The organism is Nonomuraea sp. SBT364 (assembly GCF_001083785.1).
GTDB lineage: Bacteria > Actinomycetota > Actinomycetes > Streptosporangiales > Streptosporangiaceae > Nonomuraea.
In genome coordinates, this window is record NZ_LAVL01000116.1 from 1 (window position 1) to 21,281 (window position 21,281).

General features: G+C 72.6%; 19 protein-coding genes. 8 read left to right on the forward strand and 11 right to left on the reverse strand.

What is annotated here, in order from left to right; all coding sequences use genetic code 11:
* Positions 1-72: 72 nt before the first annotated feature.
* The gene (locus ADY59_RS34295; protein WP_197093990.1) at positions 73-645 is read left to right on the forward strand and encodes a chloramphenicol phosphotransferase CPT family protein; all 573 of its coding nucleotides are present in this window, start codon (positions 73-75) and stop codon (positions 643-645) included.
* A gap of 53 nt (positions 646-698) precedes the next feature.
* Here the strand turns inward: ADY59_RS34295 and ADY59_RS34300 are convergent, their stop codons facing one another.
* Positions 699-1,688 (reverse strand): alpha/beta hydrolase, encoded by a 990-nt coding sequence (locus ADY59_RS34300; protein WP_049571277.1) that lies wholly within the window; start codon positions 1,686-1,688, stop codon positions 699-701.
* A gap of 305 nt (positions 1,689-1,993) precedes the next feature.
* Between ADY59_RS34300 and ADY59_RS34305 the strand changes: the two genes are divergently transcribed.
* A complete protein-coding gene (locus ADY59_RS34305; protein ID WP_049571279.1) occupies positions 1,994-2,566 on the forward strand; it encodes a hypothetical protein in 573 nt (190 codons plus the stop codon).
* 116 nt (positions 2,567-2,682) lie between these two features.
* Here the strand turns inward: ADY59_RS34305 and ADY59_RS50525 are convergent, their stop codons facing one another.
* The 6 genes from ADY59_RS50525 to ADY59_RS51805 all read right to left on the reverse strand — a co-directional run bounded on the left by ADY59_RS50525 (position 2,683) and on the right by ADY59_RS51805 (position 6,803).
* The gene (locus tag ADY59_RS50525; protein WP_156325905.1) at positions 2,683-2,877 is read right to left on the reverse strand and encodes a hypothetical protein; all 195 of its coding nucleotides are present in this window, start codon (positions 2,875-2,877) and stop codon (positions 2,683-2,685) included.
* Between the two features lie 40 nt (positions 2,878-2,917).
* The gene (locus ADY59_RS34310) at positions 2,918-3,187 is read right to left on the reverse strand and encodes a WhiB family transcriptional regulator (RefSeq protein WP_049571282.1); all 270 of its coding nucleotides are present in this window, start codon (positions 3,185-3,187) and stop codon (positions 2,918-2,920) included.
* A gap of 127 nt (positions 3,188-3,314) precedes the next feature.
* A complete protein-coding gene (locus ADY59_RS50530) occupies positions 3,315-3,578 on the reverse strand; it encodes a hypothetical protein (protein WP_156325906.1) in 264 nt (87 codons plus the stop codon).
* 112 nt (positions 3,579-3,690) lie between these two features.
* A complete protein-coding gene (locus ADY59_RS34315; protein ID WP_049571285.1) occupies positions 3,691-4,560 on the reverse strand; it encodes an acyl-CoA thioesterase in 870 nt (289 codons plus the stop codon).
* Positions 4,561-4,624: 64 nt separating this feature from the next.
* Positions 4,625-6,667, reverse strand: a complete 2,043-nt coding sequence (locus ADY59_RS34320; protein WP_049571288.1) for an ATP-dependent DNA helicase UvrD2 — start codon at positions 6,665-6,667, stop codon at positions 4,625-4,627.
* Complete coding sequence (locus ADY59_RS51805; protein ID WP_197093991.1) at positions 6,660-6,803, reverse strand: hypothetical protein; 144 nt, start codon at positions 6,801-6,803, stop codon at positions 6,660-6,662. Before ADY59_RS51805 ends, ADY59_RS34320 begins: the two co-directional genes overlap by 8 nt.
* Before the next feature lie 75 nt (positions 6,804-6,878).
* On the opposite strand from ADY59_RS51805, the gene ADY59_RS34325 reads away from it, so the two are divergent.
* The gene (locus ADY59_RS34325) at positions 6,879-7,718 is read left to right on the forward strand and encodes an alpha/beta hydrolase (protein ID WP_231619027.1); all 840 of its coding nucleotides are present in this window, start codon (positions 6,879-6,881) and stop codon (positions 7,716-7,718) included.
* 69 nt (positions 7,719-7,787) lie between these two features.
* Entirely contained in the window at positions 7,788-8,036 is a 249-nt protein-coding gene (locus tag ADY59_RS34330; RefSeq protein ID WP_049571290.1) for a mycoredoxin, read from the forward strand.
* A gap of 89 nt (positions 8,037-8,125) precedes the next feature.
* On the opposite strand, the gene ADY59_RS34335 is transcribed toward ADY59_RS34330, so the two are convergent.
* Together ADY59_RS34335 and nudC are read right to left on the reverse strand one after the other, a co-directional pair.
* Positions 8,126-8,437 carry a hypothetical protein gene (locus tag ADY59_RS34335; RefSeq protein WP_156325907.1) on the reverse strand — a complete coding sequence of 104 codons (312 nt, stop codon included), beginning with the start codon at positions 8,435-8,437 and terminating at the stop codon, positions 8,126-8,128.
* A 52-nt stretch (positions 8,438-8,489) separates the two neighbouring features.
* The gene (gene nudC, locus ADY59_RS34340; RefSeq protein ID WP_049571292.1) at positions 8,490-9,464 is read right to left on the reverse strand and encodes an NAD(+) diphosphatase; all 975 of its coding nucleotides are present in this window, start codon (positions 9,462-9,464) and stop codon (positions 8,490-8,492) included.
* Between the two features lie 145 nt (positions 9,465-9,609).
* On the opposite strand from nudC, the gene ADY59_RS34345 reads away from it, so the two are divergent.
* Genes ADY59_RS34345 through ADY59_RS34360 form a run of 4 tightly spaced genes read left to right on the forward strand, consistent with a single transcriptional unit; the run spans position 9,610 to position 14,803 of the window.
* Positions 9,610-10,746 (forward strand): siderophore biosynthesis protein, encoded by a 1,137-nt coding sequence (locus ADY59_RS34345; protein WP_049571293.1) that lies wholly within the window; start codon positions 9,610-9,612, stop codon positions 10,744-10,746.
* Positions 10,743-12,212: an IucA/IucC family protein gene (locus ADY59_RS34350; protein WP_049571294.1), complete on the forward strand. Its 1,470-nt coding sequence runs from the start codon at positions 10,743-10,745 to the stop codon at positions 12,210-12,212. Before ADY59_RS34345 ends, ADY59_RS34350 begins: the two co-directional genes overlap by 4 nt.
* The gene (locus tag ADY59_RS34355; RefSeq protein ID WP_049571295.1) at positions 12,213-13,739 is read left to right on the forward strand and encodes an IucA/IucC family protein; all 1,527 of its coding nucleotides are present in this window, start codon (positions 12,213-12,215) and stop codon (positions 13,737-13,739) included.
* Positions 13,736-14,803: a decarboxylase gene (locus ADY59_RS34360; RefSeq protein WP_049571296.1), complete on the forward strand. Its 1,068-nt coding sequence runs from the start codon at positions 13,736-13,738 to the stop codon at positions 14,801-14,803. The genes ADY59_RS34355 and ADY59_RS34360 overlap by 4 nt, the downstream gene beginning before the upstream one ends.
* On the opposite strand, the gene ADY59_RS34365 is transcribed toward ADY59_RS34360, so the two are convergent.
* Both ADY59_RS34365 and ADY59_RS34370 read right to left on the reverse strand, forming a co-directional pair.
* Positions 14,763-18,053, reverse strand: a complete 3,291-nt coding sequence (locus ADY59_RS34365; protein WP_082310619.1) for an ATP-dependent helicase — start codon at positions 18,051-18,053, stop codon at positions 14,763-14,765. The two genes, ADY59_RS34360 and ADY59_RS34365, sit on opposite strands and share 41 nt — an antisense overlap.
* Positions 18,047-21,250, reverse strand: a complete 3,204-nt coding sequence (locus tag ADY59_RS34370) for an ATP-dependent helicase (protein WP_049571297.1) — start codon at positions 21,248-21,250, stop codon at positions 18,047-18,049. Before ADY59_RS34370 ends, ADY59_RS34365 begins: the two co-directional genes overlap by 7 nt.
* Between the last annotated feature and the right edge of the window lie 31 nt (positions 21,251-21,281).

Sequence of the window (21,281 nt, forward strand, 5' to 3'; positions counted from 1 at the left end):
GGGGCCGCGTGATTGCATGGGCGCGGGGGTCAGGGTTCTCGGCGGGGGCGGTGTCGTACGGAGGTGGAGTGCTTGGAGGAGCCGCGGCCGGTGGAGCGGGGCCCCGGGCGGATCATCCTGCTCAACGGCGCGTCCAGCTCCGGGAAGACGACGCTCGCCGGGCTGCTGCGACGGGCGATGGACGAGCCGTTCCTGTACGTGTCGTCCGATCAGCTGGTGGCGGCCGGGATGCTGCCGGAGCGGCGCGAGCGGGAGGGGCCGTTCGCGTGGTGGCAGGAGATGCGGCCGAGGTTCTTCCGGGGCTTTCATCGATGCCTGCCCGCGCTGGCCGGAGCCGGGAACGATCTGATCGTGGAGCATGTCATCGAGTTCGCCGCCTGGCGCAGGGAGCTGGCCGAGTTGCTGAGCGGGTTCGATGTGTTCCTGGTGGGGGTGCACTGTGCGCTCGACGAGATCGACCGGCGGGAGCTGGCTCGCGGGGATCGGCGTCTCGGCGAGGGGCGGTCACACGTCGAGCAGGATGGCATTCACGGGTTCGGGCCCTATGACTTCGAGGTCGACACCACGGGCGGGGTGGAGACGGGCACGGCGGAGGCGGTGATCGCGGCGTGGCGCGTACGAGGGCGGCAGCGGGCCCTCACGTGAGGCCACGGGCGGGGGCGACGGTGGCGGTCGCCCCCGCGGGTGAGGCGGCCGGGTCAGTGGGCGGCGACTTCGCCGGCCGGGTGCAGGGCCTTGCGGAGCACGGTGGTGGCCAGGTCCATGGCCGTCTTGTTGGCCTGCGTGTCGCGGAGCAGGTCGATCATGGCGAAGTCGTGGACGATGCCGCCGAGGCGGACGGCCGTGACCTCGACGCCGGCCTCGCGGAGCTTGGCCGCGTACGCTTCGCCTTCGTCGCGCAGGACGTCGGCCTCGCCGGTGAGCACCAGCGCGGGCGGCAGGTCGCGGAGCTGGTCGGGAGTGGCGCGCAGCGGTGAGGCGTGCACCTCGGCGCGCTGGGCGGGGTCGGTCGTGTACTGGTCCCAGAACCACTTCATGCCGTCGCGGTTGAGGTAGTGGCCGGTGGCGAACTGGTGGTAGGAGTCGGTGTCGAAGGCGGCGTCGGTGACCGGATACCAGAGCACCTGCGCCCTGAGGTGCACGTCGCCGCGTTCCTTGGCCATGAGGGCCAGCACCGCGGACATGTTGCCGCCCACCGAGTCGCCGGCCACGGCCATGCGGCCGGCGTCCAGGTCCTTCTCCGGGCCGTGCTCCATCACCCATCGGGCGGCGGCGTAGTTCTGTTCGATCTGGGTCGGGTACTTGGCCTCGGGCGCCCGGTCGTACTCGGGGAAGACCACGGCGGCGTTCACCCGGGTGGCGAGCTCGCGCACCAGCCGGTCGTGCGTGCGTGCGGAGCCGAACACCCATCCTGCGCCGTGGATGTAGAAGATGACCGGCAGAGCGCCGGTGCTTCCCCGGGGCTTGACGATCCGCACCGGCACGACTCCGGTCGGGCCGCCCTGGACCTGGATCCACTCCCCGTCGATCTCCGGACGCGGCACGCCGGCATCGGACTGGAGCTGCTCCAGCACCTCGCGGCCCTGCTCCGGCGGGAGCTCGTAGATGAACGGCGGTTCGGCGTTGGCGTCGGCGAAGTCCTGGGCGGCCTTCTCCAACACCACGCGCTTGCTGATGGTGCTGGTCATGGTGCTCTCCTCGTGACGGGACGACGTGTGCGGGCAGCGTCGGACGCGGCACGGGTCAGGCACGGGTCAGGCACAGGTCCCCGGCCGGTCGGCGCTGCTCTGGGCGGGGGGACCGAGCGGTGACCTACCCCGATGTGGGCGGTTTTCAACCGCCGGGGAGGACTTGTCCGGCAGCCGGGCACGTACGAAGTCCGGAGATCGTAAGAGTCCTTTCGAGGTGCTTACAGAGGGGTGCGGCCTCTCAACGCGGCACCGGGAAACGCGGATGATGACGAGCGTTACCCCAGGAGAAAGGGCGAAAAATCATGCATCTCCTTCGTACGAGCGCGGCCGCCGGATTCGTCTGCGCGGTGCTGCTGGTCGTCAACGTGCTGCGGCGAGCCGGGGTCCTGCCCGAGAACGCCGTCACGCACGCCATCGCGCCGTTCGCCGCGCTCACGGGGCTGTTCGCGATCACCGGGCTGTACCTGCTCATCCGCGACGCGGCGGGCGGGCTGGGGCTGGCCGGGTACTTACTCAACGCGGCGGGGCTGGCCGGGGCCTTCGCCATCGAGTACACGCTGCACTTCGTCTTCCCGGGACTGGGCCGGGCCACGGTGTCGGGGCTGCTCGCGGGCGGCACGGGCATGGCGTTCCTCGTCACGTCGGTCGTCCTGGTGACCGGGGTGCTGGCGTTCGCCGCGGCGGCGGTCAGGAGCGGGGCGCTGCCGTACGCGGCGGTCGGGCTCTACGCCCTCGGCATGATCCCGGGCTCGCTGCGCAACGCCGTGCCCGAGTTCGTCTACCTGGGCGGGCTGGTCGTGGCCGCGGCGGGCATCGCCTGGATGGCCGGCCGGCTCTGGACCGCCGTGGAACACCGGACCGTCCCGGTGCACTAGAAGGCACGCAAGCGGCTCATCGAAAAGCGGAAGCCGCCCCGGGCGGGATGCCCGGGGCGGCTGATGGTCGGGAGGTGATCCCGGGAGATCCTGCGCCGGCGGCAGGACCTCCCGGATCAGCCCTCCAGGCTCAGGGCACGCAGAAGGCGCTCGTTGGCCTTCTGGACCCCGCGCCGCGCCCGCTGTACTCGGCTGACACGGGCGGCGAGGCGATACTCGCGCGCCTCGCGGTGGAGCGTTTGTATTCGGTCGTTGACCAGTTCTTGGTACAGATACGGCGCCGTCATGTCGGTCGTCGGAAGAATGCTCATGAGTCGGTCTTCTCTCTGTGTGTTACGAACGTGCGGAAGGTCAGGCTGCGACCGGGTGCTTGCGCGGACGGCCGCGCGGACGCTTGCGAGGAACGACAGTCCCGCGGAGGATCAGCTCCCCGCCCCAGACGCCCCAAGGCTCCTCGCGCTCCAGCGCGCGGGCCAGGCAGGCCTTCTGGATCGGGCAGCCACCGCAGAGCGCCTTGGCGAACTCGACATCGTCCGGCGACTCGGCGAACCACAGGTCAGGGTCGGTACGACAGGGGATCTCGGCTTCGTCGATCAGGTCCATGATCGTCTTCGCCCCCATCTTGTTTCTCCTTTTGATCGGGCTTTTTGCTCTGGTTCGGGCACCTCGTGGGTGTTGGGGGATCACGGACAAACAAAGAGGCCGCGGATCCTGTGTGCGGATCCGCGGCCTGGGGGCTGTGTGCCGGTCAGGTTATGACCGGCACATCCCTCCAGGGTTGCGGACCGCGCACTCCACCCTTGGTGTTCGGCTGGGTCGGCACATCGGCGCCTGCACTACGGACAGGAGCGCTCAGGGCGGCGGCACCCGAGTGGGCGCGCGCGTAGAAAGCGATCTCCTGGCGGTGGGCAGACTTCGGCTGCCGCAGCTTGGCGGGCCCATAGGCGAGCCTGACCGCGTCACGGCATGCGGAAGCGAGCCACTGCGTGGCCGGCATCTTGTTGCTGATCACTGGGACTCACCTCCGAAACTGAAGACCGTCGAGCTGATTGCCCGACTCGCTTGACCATGACCCTAAACCGGCAGCCCGGGACTGGGCAACTTATTTTCTACCTGCGATTTTGTTACTTTGTCAGACGGATCATGGCTTCCTGCACCACGGACACCACCAGCTCTCCGGAGGCGGTGAACATCTCGCCCCGGGCCAGCCCGCGGGCCCCTCCCGACCACGGCGCCTCCTGCGCGTACAGCAGCCAGTCGTCGGCCCGGAACGGCCGGTGGAACCACATGGCGTGGTCGAGCGAGGCGCCCATCACGTCCGAGGCGCCCCAGGCCATGCCGTGCGCCAGCAGGATCGTGTCGACGAGCGTGAAGTCGGAGGCGTAGGCGGCCAGCACGACGTGCAGCAGCGGGTCGTCGGGCAGGTCGGCGTCGTAGCGGAACCAGACGTTGGTCCTGGCGCTGCGCAGCTCCGGATTCTCGTACGCCTCCCAGGTCAGCGGCGAGGCGTAGCGGGCGTCGACGGGGCGCGGGCGCGAGAGCCACTCGCGCATCTCGTGGTGCTCGCCGACGAGTTCGACCATCCGGTCCTGGAACGTGGGCAGCGTCGCCGGGTCGGGCACCACCGGCATGACGGTCGCCTGGTGCTCCACGCCCTCCTCGAACACGTGGAACGAGGCGGACATCGAGAAGATCGCCTTGCCGTGCTGGATCGCCAGCACCCGCCGGGTGGTGAACGACCTGCCGTCGCGGACCCGTTCGACGTTGTAGACGATCGGCACGGAGGGATCGCCGGGCCGGATGAAGTAGGCGTGCAGCGAGTGCACGTTGCGGTCGGCGGGCACCGTGCGGCCGGCCGCGACCAGTGCCTGCGCGGCGACCTGCCCGCCGAAGACACGCTGGATGCGCTCCTCAGGGCTCCGCCCCCGGAACATGTCCAGCTCGATCTGCTCCAGGTCGAGCAGGTCGAGGAGCTCCTTCAGCGCCTCGTTCACCTATTCCCCCTCGGGTATGACCAGATATATGGTCGCACGCCCGTTGCGGAGGCGGCAGCACAGCCTACGCGACAGCGGAACGGCACAGGTCGAGGACCGCTTCCCCGTAACGGTCGACCTTGACGCGGCCGATGCCCGCGATCGACAGCAGCTCCCCCTCGGTGGTGGGCACCCGCTCGGCGATCGCCTGCAGCGTCACGTCCGTGAACACCACGTACGGCGGGATCTTCGCCTCCTTGGCGGTCGCGGTGCGCCACGCCTTGAGGCTCTCCAGCAGGCCCTCGTCGTAGTCGGCCGGGCAGGTCGCGCACCGGCCCAGCTTCTGCTCGGCCGCCGCCGTCAGGGTCTTGGCGCAGATCCGGCAGCTCACCGGCGCGGCCACCGGCCGGCGTTCGCGGGCGGACGCGGCGGCACGGGCCGTGGCGGCGGAGCGGCCGGTGAGCCCGTCGAGGAAGCGCGACGGGCGGCGGCCCTTGCGGCCCCCGGGGGCGCGCGCCAGCGCCCACGAGATCGACAGGTGCTCGCGGGCCCGCGTGATGCCCACGTAGAGCAGGCGGCGCTCCTCCTCGATCTGCTCCGGCGTCTCCGCGTAGATGATCGGCATCATCCCGTCGGTCACCCCGACCAGGAAGACCGCGTCCCACTCCAGGCCCTTGGCGGCGTGCAGGGAGGCCAGCGTCACGCCCTCGACGGGCGGCGCGTGCTGCTCGGAGGCCCGGCGCTCCAGCTCGGCCACGAAGGCGGGCAGGTCGGCGCCCTCGGCCGCCATGTCCTCGGCCAGGTCGGCCAGGGCCTTGAGCGACTCCCACTTCTCGCGGGCCTTGCCGCCGCCGGGCGGCGACGGGGTCAGGCCGATGCCGGTCAGGATCTGGTGGACCTCCGAGGCCAGGGGCTCGTGCGCCGCCGACCGCGCCGCGCCGCGCATCAGCACGACGGCCTGCCGCACCTCTGGACGCTCGAAGAAGCGCTCGGCGCCGCGCAGCACGTACGGGATCTCGGCCTTCGACAGCGCCTCCTCGTACGACTCCGACTGGGAGTTGGTGCGGAACAGGATGGCGATCTCGCGGGACGGGACGCCCCCGTCGAGGAGCTTCCTGATGGCGCGGGCGACTCCGGCGGCCTCGGCGGGCTCGTCGTCGTAGTCGGCGAAGACCGGGCGCGGGCCGTCGGGACGCTGGGCGACCAGCTCCAGGCGGTGCGGCGAGCGGCCCTTGGCGATCACCAGGTTGGCCAGGTCGACGACCTGCGGCGTGGAGCGGTAGTCGCGGACCAGCTTGATGACCGCGGCGCCGGGGTGCTCGACGGCGAAGCCGGTCAGGTAGCGGGGGCTGGCGCCGGTGAAGGAGTAGATGGTCTGGTTGGGGTCGCCGACCACGCACACGTCGTCGCGGCCGCCGAGCCAGGTGTCGAGCAGGAGCTTCTGCAGCGGGTTGACGTCCTGGTACTCGTCGACGACGAAGTAGCGGTATTGCTGGCGGATCTGGCCCGCGACCTCCTGGTGCTCGGTCATCACCGCGGCGGTCAGCTCCAGGATGGTCTCGAAGTCGACCAGGTGACGCTCACGCCGGATCCGCTCGTAGGACTCGTAGAGCCGGGCCACCTCCTCGGCGGGCACCGGCGGGGTGCGGTTGTGCTTGGCCGCGGCGGCGACGTAGTCGTCGGGGCCGATCTGGGTGACCTTGGCCCACTCGACCTCGGCGGCGATGTCACGCAGCTCCGACCGGTCGGGATTTTTCCGGATCTGGCGGCAGGCTTCGACGAGCACCGGCAGCTTCGACTCGATCACCGACGGCGCCTCGCCGCCGATCACCCTCGGCCAGAAGTAGGTCAGCTGCCGCAGCGCCGCAGCGTGGAACGTGCGCGCCTGCACGCCCGGCGCGCCCAGCGCGCGCAACCGCTGGCGCAGCTCCCCGGCCGCCCGTGTGGTGAAGGTCACGGCGAGCACGCTGCGGGCGTCGACCACCCCGGAACGCACCGCGTGCGCGATGCGGTGGGTGATCGCCCTGGTCTTGCCGGTGCCCGCACCTGCGAGCACGCACACGGGCCCACGCAGGGTCTCGGCCACCTCCCGCTGCTCAGGATCGAGCCCGGCCAGCACGTCATCCACACCACTCACCACACCAGTCTCCCAGCAGGTGGCGCTCCGGGCGCCATTCTGGCAACATGCGGCAGTCAATCGTTTCAATGTCGTTGAGATGCAAAGAAGTGGTCTCTTCCATCACAATGGGGCCGACCTTGAGCATGGGAGAGAAGGGCAGGCTGTGCGAACCGCGGTTTCCCTGAGCGCTGTCGCGCTTGCTTTGGTCGCGCTGACTCCCGTGGCGGCGCAGGCGTCGGGTGATCCCACGCCCGGGCCCACCGTGATCACCGACCCCGACGGCATCGGCGGGCTGTCCAGCGAGACGATCTCGTACGGCAGGCACCGCCACCAGCAGATGGACGTCTGGTGGACCCCTGACGGCATGACGCGGCCGGGGGTCTTCCTGATCCACGGCGGCTGGTGGTCCAGCGGCGACAAGCGGCAGATGACCGCGATCACCCGCGAGTACGCCGACCGCGGCTACACCGTCTTCAACCTCAACTACCGGCTCTCCACCGAGGCGGCCTGGCCCGCGCAGCGCACCGACGCGCTGGCCGCCATCGCCATGGCCAAGAAGCACGCCGCGCGGTGGGCGCTCGACGTGACCAACTTCGTGGTGGTCGGCTTCTCGGCCGGCGGGCACATCGCGGCCTCGGTCGGCACGTACGGCAACGGGATGGCGGGGCTCAAGGGGGTGGTCGGGCTGTCACCGATCATCTCGCCGCTGCGCGCCTACAAGGACGGCGAGGAGACCCTCGACCCCTACAAGCGCAAGCTGCGCTCGGCCGCCGTCCGGCTGGCCGGCGGCTGCGCGCCCAAGGGCAAGTGCTCGCGGGTGTGGGCCAGCATGGAGGTCGCCTGGCACGCCAGCGCCAAGGACGCGCCGATGCTGACCGTCCACTCGCAGGACGAGTTCGTGCCGCCGGTGCAGAGCCAGCTGCTCAAGCAGATGCTCGGCAAGGCCGGCGTGGCCGTGACGACGTGGAGCGTGCCGGGCATCGGCCACAGCAGCGCCCTCTACCGGACGCCGGGTGTGGCCGAGCGCGTCCAGGAGTGGATCACCTCGCACCTCGGGTAGGGATTAACCGGGGCACCGGGGTTGTTGCACGGAGCGCCTGTTTCCTTGACCTTGGAGGGAATCGCTGACATGGCGCTCACGGTCTACAGCACTACCTGGTGCGGCCCCTGCAAGCGGCTGAAGTCGCAGCTGACCCGGGAGGGCATCAGCTTCTCCGAGATCGACATCGAACGCGACGCGGAGGCGGCCGCGTTCGTCATGAGCGTCAACGACGGCAACCAGACGGTGCCGACCGTCGTGATCGACACCCCCAAGGGGCGTGTCGTGCGCACCAACCCGTCGGCCCGCGAGGTCAAGGCCCTGCTCGGCGCCCCCTGACACGCCGCGAGCCCCCGGAAGTGTGGCCGGGGGCTCGCTCAGGTGGCTAACATGGTCGGCGAGACCTGGGTGCTATGCTCACCCAGGTCTCAATTGTGCGTGTGGGTGCCGATCTTCTCTTCGAGACGATGGATGTCGGCCTTGAGCTCGGTGCGAGTCTCCTTGAGCTCGGTGCGAGTCTCCTTGAGCTCGGTGCGAGTCTCCTTGAGCTCATCCCGTACGACCATGATCTCCGCCTTGAGCGTGACCACGGCATTGGTGACGACGTCCGTGATGGCATGAACCATGCGCTTCTCGGACGCCTGAATCTTCTCGTCGATGGCTGTCTCGACAGCCGCGAAGTAAATGATGGATTTCTGACGTTCGAGCTCCATGAGCTCCTGGATGTGAGTCTCCTTCATGGGCATGAGCGTAGCCTCCCATTACCTATGGTTGCTCAGAGTTTACGATAAGTCACCAATCTCCTACCAGGGGCTCGCCGTACCAGGTTTCGATGAGGCGGCGGGCGATGGAGACCGGGGGCGGGAGGCGTACCTCGCCCGTTTCCAGGGCGCGGGAGAGGTCGGCGCGGGAGAACCAGCGGGCTTCCGCGATCTCCTCAGGGTCGAGGGTGAGCGCGGTGGTGAGGGCGTCGGCGAAGAAGCCGAGCATGAGGCTGCGCGGGAAGGGCCACGGCTGGCTGCCGAGGTAGCGGGGGCCGGTGACGGCGACGCCGACCTCTTCGGCGACCTCGCGGGCGACGGCGGCCTCCAGCGACTCGCCGGGCTCGACGAAGCCGGCCAGGACCGACAGGCGGCCCTCGGGCCACTGGGGGCCGCGGGCGAGCAGGCAGCGGTCGTCGGCGTCGCGCACGAGCATGATGACGGCCGGGTCGACGCGCGGGAAGTGCTGGCTGGCGTCGTGCGGGCAGACGCGGATGTGGCCGCCGGCCTCGACGACGGTGCGGGCTCCGCAGCGGGGGCAGAACTCGTGGGTGGCGTGCCAGGCCTCCAGCGCCACGGCGTGGACCAGCAGGCCGGCGTCGCGGTCGCCGAGCAGGCCGCCCGCCTGGCGCAGGCCGGCGGGGACCGGCTGGCCGTCGGGGGTGTCGCGCAGGCTCATGGGGACGGTGACCCGGCCGTTGACGTCGCCGGCGGGGGTGCCGGGCAGTGGCGCGGCGACGGCGAAGTAGGCGACGCCGTCCTCGACGCCGAGCAGGAAACGCTCTCCCTCGGGGGCGTCGGCGGCGGCGTAGAGCACGGCGTGCACCTGGTCGCCGTCGCGGCGGACGAGCGTGTGGCCGTTGTCGATGATCAGGACCCGGGTCGCCGGGTCGGCCCAGGCACGTTCCAACCAGGCGCGGTCGGCCCTGAGCGCCGCCGATCTGTCGATCGTGCCGCGCGCGAGGAGCAGCGGTCCGATGAGTTGGTCTTCCGCCCTCGTTTCCAAGGCCCCACCCTTCCCAAATCCCATGTCATCCTATGACCTCAGGATTAGCCGCCGATTACGTATCCCCTGGCGCGGCCGGATCTTCGAGCGGCTAGGATTTTCGGGTTAGGTTAGCCTTACCTGATCATCCGGGGGTGCCTTCGCGTTGCGGCTCTACCTGACCGCGCTCAAGCCGACCGACTCGGTGACCGACGGGTTCCTGCCCGCCGCCCGCGCGCTGGGGTGTGAGGTGACGATCCTCACCGACCGGCCGGAGCGGCATGCGCACGCGGTCGGCTGCGACGTGCGTGATCCACGCGCGCTGATCGACGCGATCGAGCACCTCGGCAGGCCGGACGCGATCTTCTCCAACTCCGACCACCTGCAGGCGGAGACCGCGATGGCCGCGGACTACTTCGGGCTGCCCGGCAAGGACTGGCGGGCCTGCCTGACGGCCAAGAACAAGTTCCTGACCCGCCGCAGGCTGGCCGGGGCGGGCGTGGAGCGGGTGTTCTCGGCGCGGCTGGCCCCGGCCGACCCGGTGCCGGACGACCTGCCGTACCCGCTGGTGGTCAAGCCCCGGGAGGGGGTGGCCAGCGAGGACGTGCTGCTGGTGGAGTCGGATCTGGCCAAGGCCGTGGAGGCGGTCAGGGCGCGGCGGCCCGGCGAGGCGGTGGTGGTCGAGGAGTACCTGGACGGGCCGCTGCGCACGCTGGAGACGCTGGGCGACGGCGCCGGGATCAGCGTGCTGGGCGGGTTCGAGACGACGCTCGGACCGCTGCCGTACTTCGTCGAGGAGCGCCTCGACTGGGCGCCCGAGGGGCCGCACGGCCACGTGCTGGCGGCGTTGCGGGCGATCGGGGCCGGGTTCGGCGCCTGCCACACGGAGTACGTGGTCACGCCGGCCGGGCCGCGGATCGTCGAGGTCAACTACCGGGTGATCGGTGATCATTGCGACTTCCTGCTGGCCGACGTGCTGGGGGTGCCGCTGTTCGAGTGGATCCTGCGCGTGCACCTCGGCGAGGCCGTGCCCCCGATGCCCGAATCATCCCGGTACGGGACGGCGGTCAGCCTGGTCGCCGACCGGCCGGGCACGATCGTCGAGGCCCCCGGGGCGGAGGAGACCGAGCGCGACGGCGTCAGGCTGTGGCACCGGCCGCTGCGCCGGGCCGGCGAGCCGGTGGAGCTGACCCACACCAACCGTGACTACCTGGGCGTGATCAGGGCCGTCGGACCCGATCGGGCGCGGGTGGAGGCGGCCGTCGAAGGTTACCGGGCGGCCCGGCCGTGGGTCGTCGGATGAACTCCAGGGATTCCTACCTGGCCGCCCGGGTGCTCAACGCGCTGCTGCGCGAGGACTACGGCAAGCTGTCGTCGCGGGTGACCCGGGACCGCGACGGCGTCGGGCTGACGCTGGCCGACGGGCGGCTGGTGCGGCTGGCGCCCGGCGCGCTGTTCCAGGACTTCGTGGTGGCGCCCGGCGAGCTGCTGGACCTCGAACAGGTGCTGGCGACCCTGGCGGAGATCGCCGACCCGGCGGACGCGGAGGGCGTGGCGGCGTTCTTCGAGGAGTGCCTCACGGCGCTGGCGGCGCTGGAACTGCACGACGCCCACCTGCCGGACGTGCTGGCCGGCAAGCCGTCGTACGAGTCGCTGGCCGCCTTCGCCGACCATCCGGTCTATCCGACGTCGCGGGCGCGGCCGGGGCTGTCGGAGGCCGGCCTGCGGGCGTACGCGCCGGAGTTCGCGCCGTCGTTCCGGCTGCGGTGGGCGGAGGTGCCCGGCGAGATGCTGGAGGCGGGGTCCGCACCGCTGCCCGGCGACGTGCTGCCGGGGGGCGAGGGGCTGTTCCCGGTGCATCCGCTGGCCGTGGCCGAGGTCGCCAAGATCGACGGGGTACGGGTGCTGGACGAGCCGAGGGTGACCGTGCGTCCCACGCTGTCGATGCGGACGGTGGAGGTCGGCCCGCGCGTCCACCTCAAGCTGCCGCTGCCCATCAGCTCGCTGGGGGTGCGCAACCGGCGCTCGATCAAGCCGGGCACGCTGCGCGACGGCGCGCGGGCCGAACTGCTGCTCCGCGAGCTCGCCGGCCCCGGGGTGCTGATCGCCGACGAGCAGGCGTACGCGCACGCCGGGCACGAGTACCTGGCCTGGATGGTGCGCAGGCTGCCGCCCGGCAGGATCGTGCCGGTGGCGGCGCTCGCCATCCCCGGGGTGCTGGCGGAGCTGGGCGACGTGCTGCCCGCCTACCTGCGGCTGCTGCTGGGCTGGAACGTGCGGCTGTTCGTGGAGTACGGCGTCGCGCTGGAGGCCCACCAGCAGAACCTGGCCCTGGTCTTCGCGGACGGCGGGATGAAGCTGCTGGTCAAGGACAACGACGGGCTGCTGGCCTCGCCGGCGAGGCTGGCGGCGGCCGGGGTCGGGGTGCCCGCGTTCGGCGACGCCCGCATGCTGACCGACGACCCGCACGCGCTGGCCGACGTGTTCGTGACGATCACCCTGCACCTGGCGTCGGCCGCGATCGTGTTCGGCGCGCTGCCGCACGCCGAGGCGTCCGCGCTGCTGCGCGACACGCTCGCCGAGGCGCTCGAACGCTACGGCGACGATCCCATGGCCAGGCTGCTGCGCGCCCGCACGCTGGACGCGGCCAGGCTCACCGGCAAGTCGATGGTGACCGCCGGGACGCTCGTGGCCAAGCACCGCTCCGGCGCGCGCGACGTCAACAAGTTCTACGGCACCAGCGGGCCCAACTACCTGAGGAGAGCTTGAATGCACGGTCCGGCCCTCACCTCGCCTGCCGGGCTGGCCGAGGAGGCGACGCTCGCCACGCTGCTGCGCTGCTGTGTGCGGGAGGTGGCCGGACCGCGCGGCCTGGTCTGGCCGGCGCCGCCGTACCTGTTGCTGCGGGTGGGGGGCACGCTGCTGCGGGCGCGCACGCACGGCGGCGCCGCGCTGCGCTTCGACGGCCGTCCGGAGCGGCTCGACGCGGGCGCCTGGCACCCGCTGACGGCCGACGAGCTCGTCCGGCTGGCCGAGGCGGAGCTGGGCGCGGGGCGCAACGACGAGTTCGCCGCGCAGGTGGCCGCCAGCCGGGAGGCGGTGGCCGCCATCCTGGGCGCCAGGGCGGAGGCAGTGCCGCCCGCCGATCCGTGGCTGGCCTCGGAACAGGCGCTGGTGTACGGGCATCCGTTCCATCCGAGCCCGAAGGCGCGGGGCGGCGACGGGTGGCTGCGTTACGCGCCCGAGGCGCACGCCGAGTTCCCGGTGCGGCTGCTCGGCGTGCGGGAGGACGCGGTGGCCGAGGAGGGGGACGTGACGGCGCTGGACGCGCTGGGCGAGGCGCCGCCCGGCTACCGGCTGCTGCCGGCCCACCCGTGGCAGCTCGACCTGCTGCGGCCCCGCCTGGACGGCGAGCTGGTGGACCTGGGTTCCGGGCCGGTGGTGCGGCCCACGTCGTCGGTGCGGACCGTGTACGCGCCGGCGGCGGGGGCGTGCCTGAAGTTCAGTCTGGACGTGCGCATCACCAACTGCGTGCGGAAGAACGCCTGGTACGAGCTGGCGGGGGCGGTGGAGCTGACCTCCCGGCTCACGCCGGTGTTCGCCGAGGTCTCCGCCGGGTTCCCCGGCGCCCGGTGGCTGCGTGAGCCCGGTTACCGGTCGGCGACGCCGCTGCTGGAGGGGCTGGGCGTGATCGTCCGGGACAGCCCGTGGGCGGTCTGCTCGCCGGGCGTCACCCCGGTCCTGGCCGGGGCGCTGGCCGCCGGGCCGCCGCCGCCCGACCCGCTCGCCTGGTGGACCGCCTACGTCGCGGCGGTGGTGCCGCCGGTGCTGGAGCTCTACTTCACGCACGGCGTCATCCTGGAGCCGCACCTGCAGAACGTGCTCGTCGGCCTGGACGGCTCCGGGCTGCCGGTGGAGGCCGTCTTCCGTGACCTGGAGGGCACCAAGCTCGTCACCGGCCGCCACGACCTCACCGGCGTGCCGGCCCGGGTGGCGGAGGCCCTGTCGTACGACGCCGGGCGCGGCTGGGCCCGGGTGGTCTACTGCCTGCTGGTCAACCATCTGATGGAGATCGCCGCGACCGTCTCGGGCGGCGAGGACGGGCTGCTGCGCGAGCTGTGGCGGGCCGCCCGCGACGTCGTCGCCAAGCAGGCCGCCGAGCTGGGCGGCCCGGTGCCGCTGTCGGACCTGCTGGCCGGGGCGCCGCTGCCGGCCAAGGCGAACCTGAGCGTCCGCTGGGCGCGGGCCGCCGACCGGTCCGCCGGTTACGTGCCGATCGCGAACCCGCTCGCATGATCACCGCGAGGGTCCGCGAGGCCGCCCCCGGCCTGTCCGCGCCGGCCTACCTGTACGACCTGCCCGCCCTGGACGAGCACGCGGCGGCGGTACGGGCCGCGCTGCCCGGCATCGAGCTGTACTACGCGGTCAAGGCCAATCCGGACGCCGAGCTGCTACGGGTGCTCGACGCGCACGTCGACGGGTTCGAGGTGTCGTCCGGGGGCGAGCACGCGCACGTGTCCGGGCTGTTCCCGGGCAAGCCGCTGGCCCTGGGCGGCCCCGGCAAGACGGACGCCGAGCTGCGGCTGCCGCATCACCGCATCCACGTGGAGTCCCCGTACGAGCTGCGGCGGCTGCTGGCGACCGGGCTGGAGGCGGACGTGCTGCTGCGGATCAACCCGGACCTGGCGGTGGAGGGCGCGGCGCTCACCATGAGCGGCCCGTTCGGGATGGACGAGGCGGCGGTCGAGGAGTGCCTGCCGCTGTTCACCGACCGCGTGCGGCTGCGCGGCCGGCACGCGCACCTGGCGAGCGGACTGGCCGCGCCCGAGCTGCTGCGGCTGGCCGCGCTGCTGCTGGACCCCGGCCAGCCCGAGGTGAACCTCGGAGGCGGCATGGCGGTCTCCTACGGGTCGCCGGAGCGCTTCGACTGGGCCGGCTACGGCGCGGGGCTGGCGCGGCTGCGGCGGGCCGGGCAGCTGATCCGGATCGAGCCGGGGCGGGCGCTGACGGCCTACTGCGGCTTCTACGTGACCCGGGTGGTGGACGTGCGGCGGGTGCGCGGGGAGGCGTACGCGATCCTGCTGGGCGGCACCCACCATCTGCGGACCCCCGTGACGAAGGGGCACGACCAGCCGTTCACGGTGCTGCCCACGGGGGACGGGCCGGGCGTCACGGAGGAGCCGGTCACGCTCGTCGGCCAGCTGTGCACCCCGAAAGACGTCTTCGCCCGACGGATCGTGACCACGGTGCGGGTGGGCGACACGGTGGTGTTCGGGATGGCCGGGGCCTATGCCTGGAACATCTCCCACCACGACTTCCTCATGCACCCGAAGCCCGGCTTCCACCATCTGCGGGACTGATCGCGGGGACCGCCTCGATGAGGGCGACCAGGCCGTCGGCGTCGAGCAGGTTCACGGGCCGTACGGTGCGGTTGGCGCGGACGTAGTGGAAGGCCGCGCCGACCCGGTCCAGGGGCACGCCCGCCAGATGCGACCAGGCCAGCCGGTAGGCGGCGAGCTGCACCGAGGCGGCCTCGGCCTTCTTGCCCTTCGGCGGCTCGCCGGTCTTCCAGTCGACGACCTCGTAGCGGCCGTCCGGCAGCTCGAAGACGGCGTCCATGCGGCCGCGCACCAGCCGGTCGGCGATCATGGTCTCGAACGGCACCTCCAGCTCGACCGGGCGCCGCCCGGCCCATTCGCTCTCCTCGAAGCGCTCCTGCAGCTCCGCCAGGCGCACGTCGGCCTCTTCCGGCTCGTGTTCGAGGTCCAGGTCGAAGTCGTCGATGAGCCGCTGCTGGTCCCAGCGGGTCTCCAGCCACTTGTGGAAGGAGGTGCCCCGGCGGGCCAGCGGCGCGGGCTTGACCGGCACCGGGCGGCGGATCCTGCGGGCCAGCTCACGGGCGTCGGCGGCCAGCGTGACCAGCGACGACACGGTCAGCCTGGCCGGCAGCTCGACGGTCGTGGAGCCGCGCCTGCGGTGCAGCTCCCGCTCACGCAGCAGCAGGTCGGTGTCGCGGTCCCAGGCGCGCACGCGTTCCTCCTCGAAGGCGCGCAGCGGCTGCTCCTCGTCCTCCTCCAGGGCTCCCGCCAGCGCGTCCTCCACCAGCCGGGCGCCGTCGAGCACGGACTCGTACCGCAGTCCCTCGGGGGTGACGGGCCACACGGCGGCGGCCGGCTCGGCCAGCAGCGGGTTCGTGGCGCCTTCGGCGAGCTCGGGCGCCCAGAACGCGACCCGGTCGGCGCTCTGCGCGATCTCCCGCAGGAAGTCGGACGGCTCCAGCGGCTTGGACGCGCTGCCCCACCGGTAGCCGGAGGCGATCAGGTGGTAGTGGGCGCGGGTGACCGCCACGTACGCCAGCCGCCGCTCCTCCATCAGGTCGCGCTCGCGGCACCGCTCGTCGAACGCGGCCAGCTCGTCCTTGCTCAGCCCGGTCAGCCGGGGCAGGTCGGCGGCGTCGCCGCGCAGCGGGTAGGGCAGCTTGCGCGGGTTGTCGGTCCAGCGGCTGTTCATCACCGGCGTGGCCGGGAACACGCTGCCGGTGGCGATCGTGCCCTTCGTGCTGACCAGTTGCGACAGGCCCGGCACCACCACGACGGGCCACTCCAGGCCCTTGGACGCGTGCACGGTCATCAGCTTGACGCTGTTGCTGTCGCCGACCCGGCCCGCCTCCAGCCCGAACTCCTCGCTCTCGGCCGCCTGGAGGTAGGCCAGGAACGCGCCCAGCGTCGGGTCCTCGGCGTCGCCCGCGAACCGGGACGCCGCGTCGAGGAAGGCGTCGAGGTCGGCCCTGGCCGCGAACGCGCTCACCGTGCCGCCTCGTGCCGCCACCTCGACGTCCAGGCCGAGCTTGCGCTCCACCTCGCTGATCAGGTCGGGCAGCGGCTGCGCCGTGTGCGCGCGGAGCTGGCGCAGCTCGTGGGCCAGCGCGACCATCCGGGTCGCGGCCAGCGGCGAGAACGCCGCCAGCCACTCCTCCCGGTCCGGCAGCTCGTCCAGCGCGTCGACCAGGCTGCCGCGCTCCTCGGCCAGGTCGGCCACCACCTGGTCGAGCGGGTCCTGCACGCGCTGCCCGTCGCGCGTCTCGCGGTTGAGCTCGCGGGCGCACTCCCCCAGCACCCGCAGGTCGGCCGGGCCGATCCGCCAGCGCGGCCCCGCCAGCAGCCTGGCCAGCGCGTCACCGGCCGTCGCGTCGTAGAGCACGCGCAGCGTGGCCACGATGTCGGTCACCTCGGGCACCGTCAGCAGGCCGCCGAGGCCGACCACCTCGACCGGGATGTCGCGATCCTCCAGCGCCCTGCGCAGCGCCGGGAACTGCGACCGCTTGCGCGCCAGGATCGCCACGTCCTGCGGCTGGAGGGACAGCGTCTTCTTGCGCTCCTTCTCCCCCCAGGGCAGCCCGTCGGGGGCGACCTCCTGGCCGAGCAGCCGGGCGATCCCGTCGGCGACCCACTTCGCCTCGTCCTCGGCGGTCTCGTGGAAGGCGCACGTGACGCGCCCCCGGTCGACCCGGTTCGGGCCGGGGACGAGCACCGGCACCTCACGGGCCTCCATCCGCAGCGGGAGCTGCACCCGGGCGGCCACGTCGAGCACCCGGTCGCCGTTGCGGAAGCTGACGCTGAGCTGCCGCACCGGAGCCGGGTCGCCCGCGCCGGTGCGGAAGTCCTCGGCGAACCGGCGCAGGTTGCCCGCCGACGCGCCCCGCCAGCCGTAGATCGACTGGCACGGGTCGCCCACCGCCGTCACCGGATGGCCGCCCCCGTACAGCGAGCGCAGCAGCACGAGCTGCGCGTGGCTGGTGTCCTGATACTCGTCCAGCAGCACCACCGCGAACCGCTCGCGCTCGATCTGGCCGACCTCGCGGTGGTTGGCGGCGATCCTCGCCGCCAGCGACATCTGGTCGCCGTAGTCGATGACCTCCCGGCGCCGCTTCAGTCTCTCGTACGCCTCCACGAGCGGCAGGAGCTGTTCCCTGGCCGCCTGCACGCTGATCGGCTTGCGCTGCGCCTGGACCGTGCGGCCGGGCAGCTCGGCGAGCCGCTCGTCCAGCCACTCCCCCGTCCGCCGCACGTCGCGCGGGCCCCGCAGATGCTCCGACAGCTCGCCCGCCAGCTCCAGCACCGCCGCCGTCACCGAGGGCGGCCCCAACTCGATCCGGTCCATCGGCCCGTCGTACATGGCCACCACCCGCGAGGCGAGCTGCCACGAGACGGCCGGCGTGACCAGCCGCATGGTCGGCTCCAGCGCCTCCCGCAGCGCGTGGTCGGTGACCAGGCGGGCGGCGTAGGCGTGGTAGGTGGAGACCGTCGGCTCCTCGTCCAGCATCGCGGGCTCGACCAGGCCCGCCTCCGCGAGGCCCGCCAGCCGCTCCCTGACCCGGGTGGCGAGCTCCGCGGCGGCCTTGCGGGTGAATGTCAGGCCCAGCACGTTCGACGGCTTGACCAGGCCGTTGGCCACCAGCCAGACCACCCGGCCGGCCATGGTCTCGCTCTTGCCGGACCCGGCGCCGGCCATGACGACCATGGGTTCGAGCGGGGCCTCGATGACGGCGGCCTGCTCCCGGGTGGGCGGCAGGACCCCGAGCTTGCCGGCCAGCTCCACCGGGTTCAGCACACCTGTCCTCCGCTGTCGTTGACCGGGCAGCTCGCCCTGGCCGCGCACGTGCGGCAGCCGTCGTTGACCTTGGCCTGGAAGAACGGGCCCGACATGCCGATCGCCACGGTGTCGACCAGGTCCTTGGCCCAGCCGGGGTTGGCGTCGTCGGCCAGCGCGCCCTGCTTCTGCTCCACGGCGGCGGTCTTGCCCGCCGCCTTGCCGAGCTGGACCAGCGCCGCGCCGCCCGGCTCGGCCATGCCGTGCCTGGCGAACGCGCCCAGCAGCGCCGCGAGCTGGTAGACGCCGAGCTGCGGGTGACGGTCGAGCTCGCCGGGCTTGGGCTTGCTGCCGCCCGTCTTGAGGTCGATGATCACCGCCCGGCCCTCCGCGTCCTTCTCCACGCGGTCGACCCGGCCCTTGATCTGGACGCCGTCGCCCACCATGGCGACGAACGCCTCCTCCAGGGCGACGAGCTCTCGCGGGTTGTCCTGCTGCCAGCGGAGGAACCGGCCGATCATCTGCTCGGCGACCCGGCGCTGCTTGCGGTTGAACCATACGCCACCGAAGTCGAGCTCGTTCCAGATGCCGTCCAGGCGGTCGCCGAGCACGTTCTCGTCGGACAGGTCGGTGGCGCCCAGCACCGCCAGCGCGTGGATGACCGTGCCCAGCCCCTGCGCCGAGCTGGTGCCGGCCGCGCCGACGGCCGTCTCCAGCAGCCAGCGCAGGCCGCACTTGGTGAAGCTCTCCACAGCCGACGGGGAGATGCTCACGATGTCGTCCGGCCAGCTCAGCGGCCGGTCGTCGGTCATCGTGGTCAGCGCGTACCAGTCGTTGGGATGAGCGCCCTGCACCCCGGCCGCCGCCAGCCTCGCCAGCTGCCTGGCTGCCCTGCGCCGCATCGCCGCCGGCTTGGTGGGGTCGGTCACCGCGCTGCGCAGGTCGGCCACCAGTGCCGGCATGCTCAGCCAGCGTGAGCGGTCCTCGACCGTGGCTTCCTCGACCGCGCCCGGCATCAGCTCCGACAGGAACCGGGAGGGCCGCTCGTCGGTGTCCTCGCCGCCGACGGCCGTCACCACCAGCCGGTGCCTGGCCCGGGTCGCGGCCACGTAGAACAGCCGGCGCTCCTCCGCCAGCAGCTTGGACACCAGCGACGCGGCGCTCGGCCGGCCGCCCTCGGCGACCTCGGCCAGGTCCTCGACGCCCAGCATCGTGCCGCGCAGCCGCAGGTCCGGCCAGACGCCCTCCTGGACGCCCGCCACGACCACCACGTCCCACTCCAGCCCCTTGGAGCGGTGCGCGGTCAGCACCCGCACCGCGTCGCCGTCGGGGGCCCGCTCGGCCAGCGTGTCACCGGGGATCTCCTGCGAGGCCAGGTCGTCCAGGAACACCTCGGGGCCGGCCTTCGGCATCCGGTCCACGAACTTCGCCGCGTGGTCGAACAGCGCCACGACCGCGTCCAGGTCCCGGTCCGCCTGCGCGCCCCGCTGGCCGCCGCTCAGGCTCAGGTCGGTCCACCGCCCGGCGAGGCCGCTGCCCTGCCACACCGCCCACAGGACCTCCTCTGCCGTCGCGCCCTCCTTCAGCACGTCCCTGGCGGTGGCCAGCAGCTTGGCGACGCGCTCGGCGGGGACGGCCACGTGCGGCTCCACCCGTACGAGCTCGCGCGGATCGTTGACGGCGGCCACCAGCAGCTCCCCGGACGAACGCGCCCCGGCCTCGGGCTCGGGCTCGGGCGCCCCGTCGGCGGCCTCTGCTGTCGTGTCGGGGAGGGCGGCGGAGGTCGAGAGGGCGGCGAGGGCTTCGTTCTCGGCGATCTTGAGGGCGCGGCGGAGGCGGCGGACGCCGATCATGTCGGTGCCGCCCAGCGGGCCGGTGAGAAGCTCCTCGGCGACGCCCTCGTCCAGCGTGGCGGGGTCCAGGGCGACGCGGAGCATCGTCAGCAGCGGGCGCACGCCGGGCTCCTGGGCGATGGGCACCTCGTCACCGGCGATCATCGTGGGCACCCCGGCGGTGACCAGGGCCCGGCGCAGCAGCGGCACCTGGCGGGTGGCCGACCGCACCAGGACCGCCATCCGGTGCCAGGGCACCCCGTCGATCAGGTGCGCCCGCCGCAGTGTGTCGGCGACGACGGCCGCCTCCTGGCTGGTGCTGTCGGCCAGCAGCACCCGCACCTCGCCTGCGGGCGTCTCCGGCAGCGGGACGAGCTCCCGGTGCCCGCGCGCCCGGGGAATCCCGTCCGACGGCGGGCCGGCCGACGGGACGGGGGTGGCCGGGAGCCGGGCGGCCAGGCGGCGGGAGGCCTCCAGCAGGTCGGCGCCGCTGCGCCGGCACACGCGCAGGGCGAGGATGGGCGCGTCGTCTCCGGACAGGGTGCGGAAGCGCTGGGGGAAGCCGAGGATGCCGCGCACGTCGGCGCCCCGGAAGCCGTAGATGGACTGGTCCGGGTCCCCGACGGCCACCAGGTCACGCCCGTCGCCGGCGAGCTGCTGCAGCAGGAACTCCTGGGCGGGGTCGGTGTCCTGGTACTCGTCGACGAACAGCACGTCGTGGGCGGCGCGCTCGCGGCGGCGGACGTCGGGATCGGTGAGCAGCCCGGCGGCCGTACGGATGAGCTCGGCGTAGTCCATGGCCGGATCGGGGTCGAGGTCGAACCGCAGCTGGTAGCGCTGGGCGAAGCGGCCGGCCGCCACCCAGTCGGCCCGGCCGTGCCGGCGGCCCAGCTCCTGGACGCGCTCGCCGTCGAGGCCGCGCTCGGCGGCGCGGGACAGGAAGTCGCGCAGTTCCTCGGCGAAGCCACGGGTCTTGAGCGGCTCACGCAGGTCCTCGGGCCAGTCGAGCGCGCCGTCCTCCAGCTCGCCGTGCAGCAGCCGGCGGACCTCCAGGAGCTGCTCCGGCCCGCTGAGTAGGCGGGGCGGCGGCTCGCCGGCCAGCACGGCCTCGCGGCGCAGCAGCGCGTAGGCGTAGGAGTGGAAGGTGAGCGCCAGCGGCGTGCGGGTGGTGCGGCGGAGCCGGCCGGTGACGCGTTCGCGCAGCTCACCGGCGGCCTTGCGGCTGAAGGTGAGGATGAGGACCCGTTCGGGGTCGGCGCCGCGCCGCTCGATCCGGTCGACGACGCTCTCCACGATGGTGGTCGTCTTGCCCGTGCCCGGCCCGGCGAGCACGAGCAGCGGGCCACCGGGATGCTCGACCACGGCGCGCTGATGTTCATCAAGCACAGGGGCCTCAACAGGCCTCCCACTGCTACGG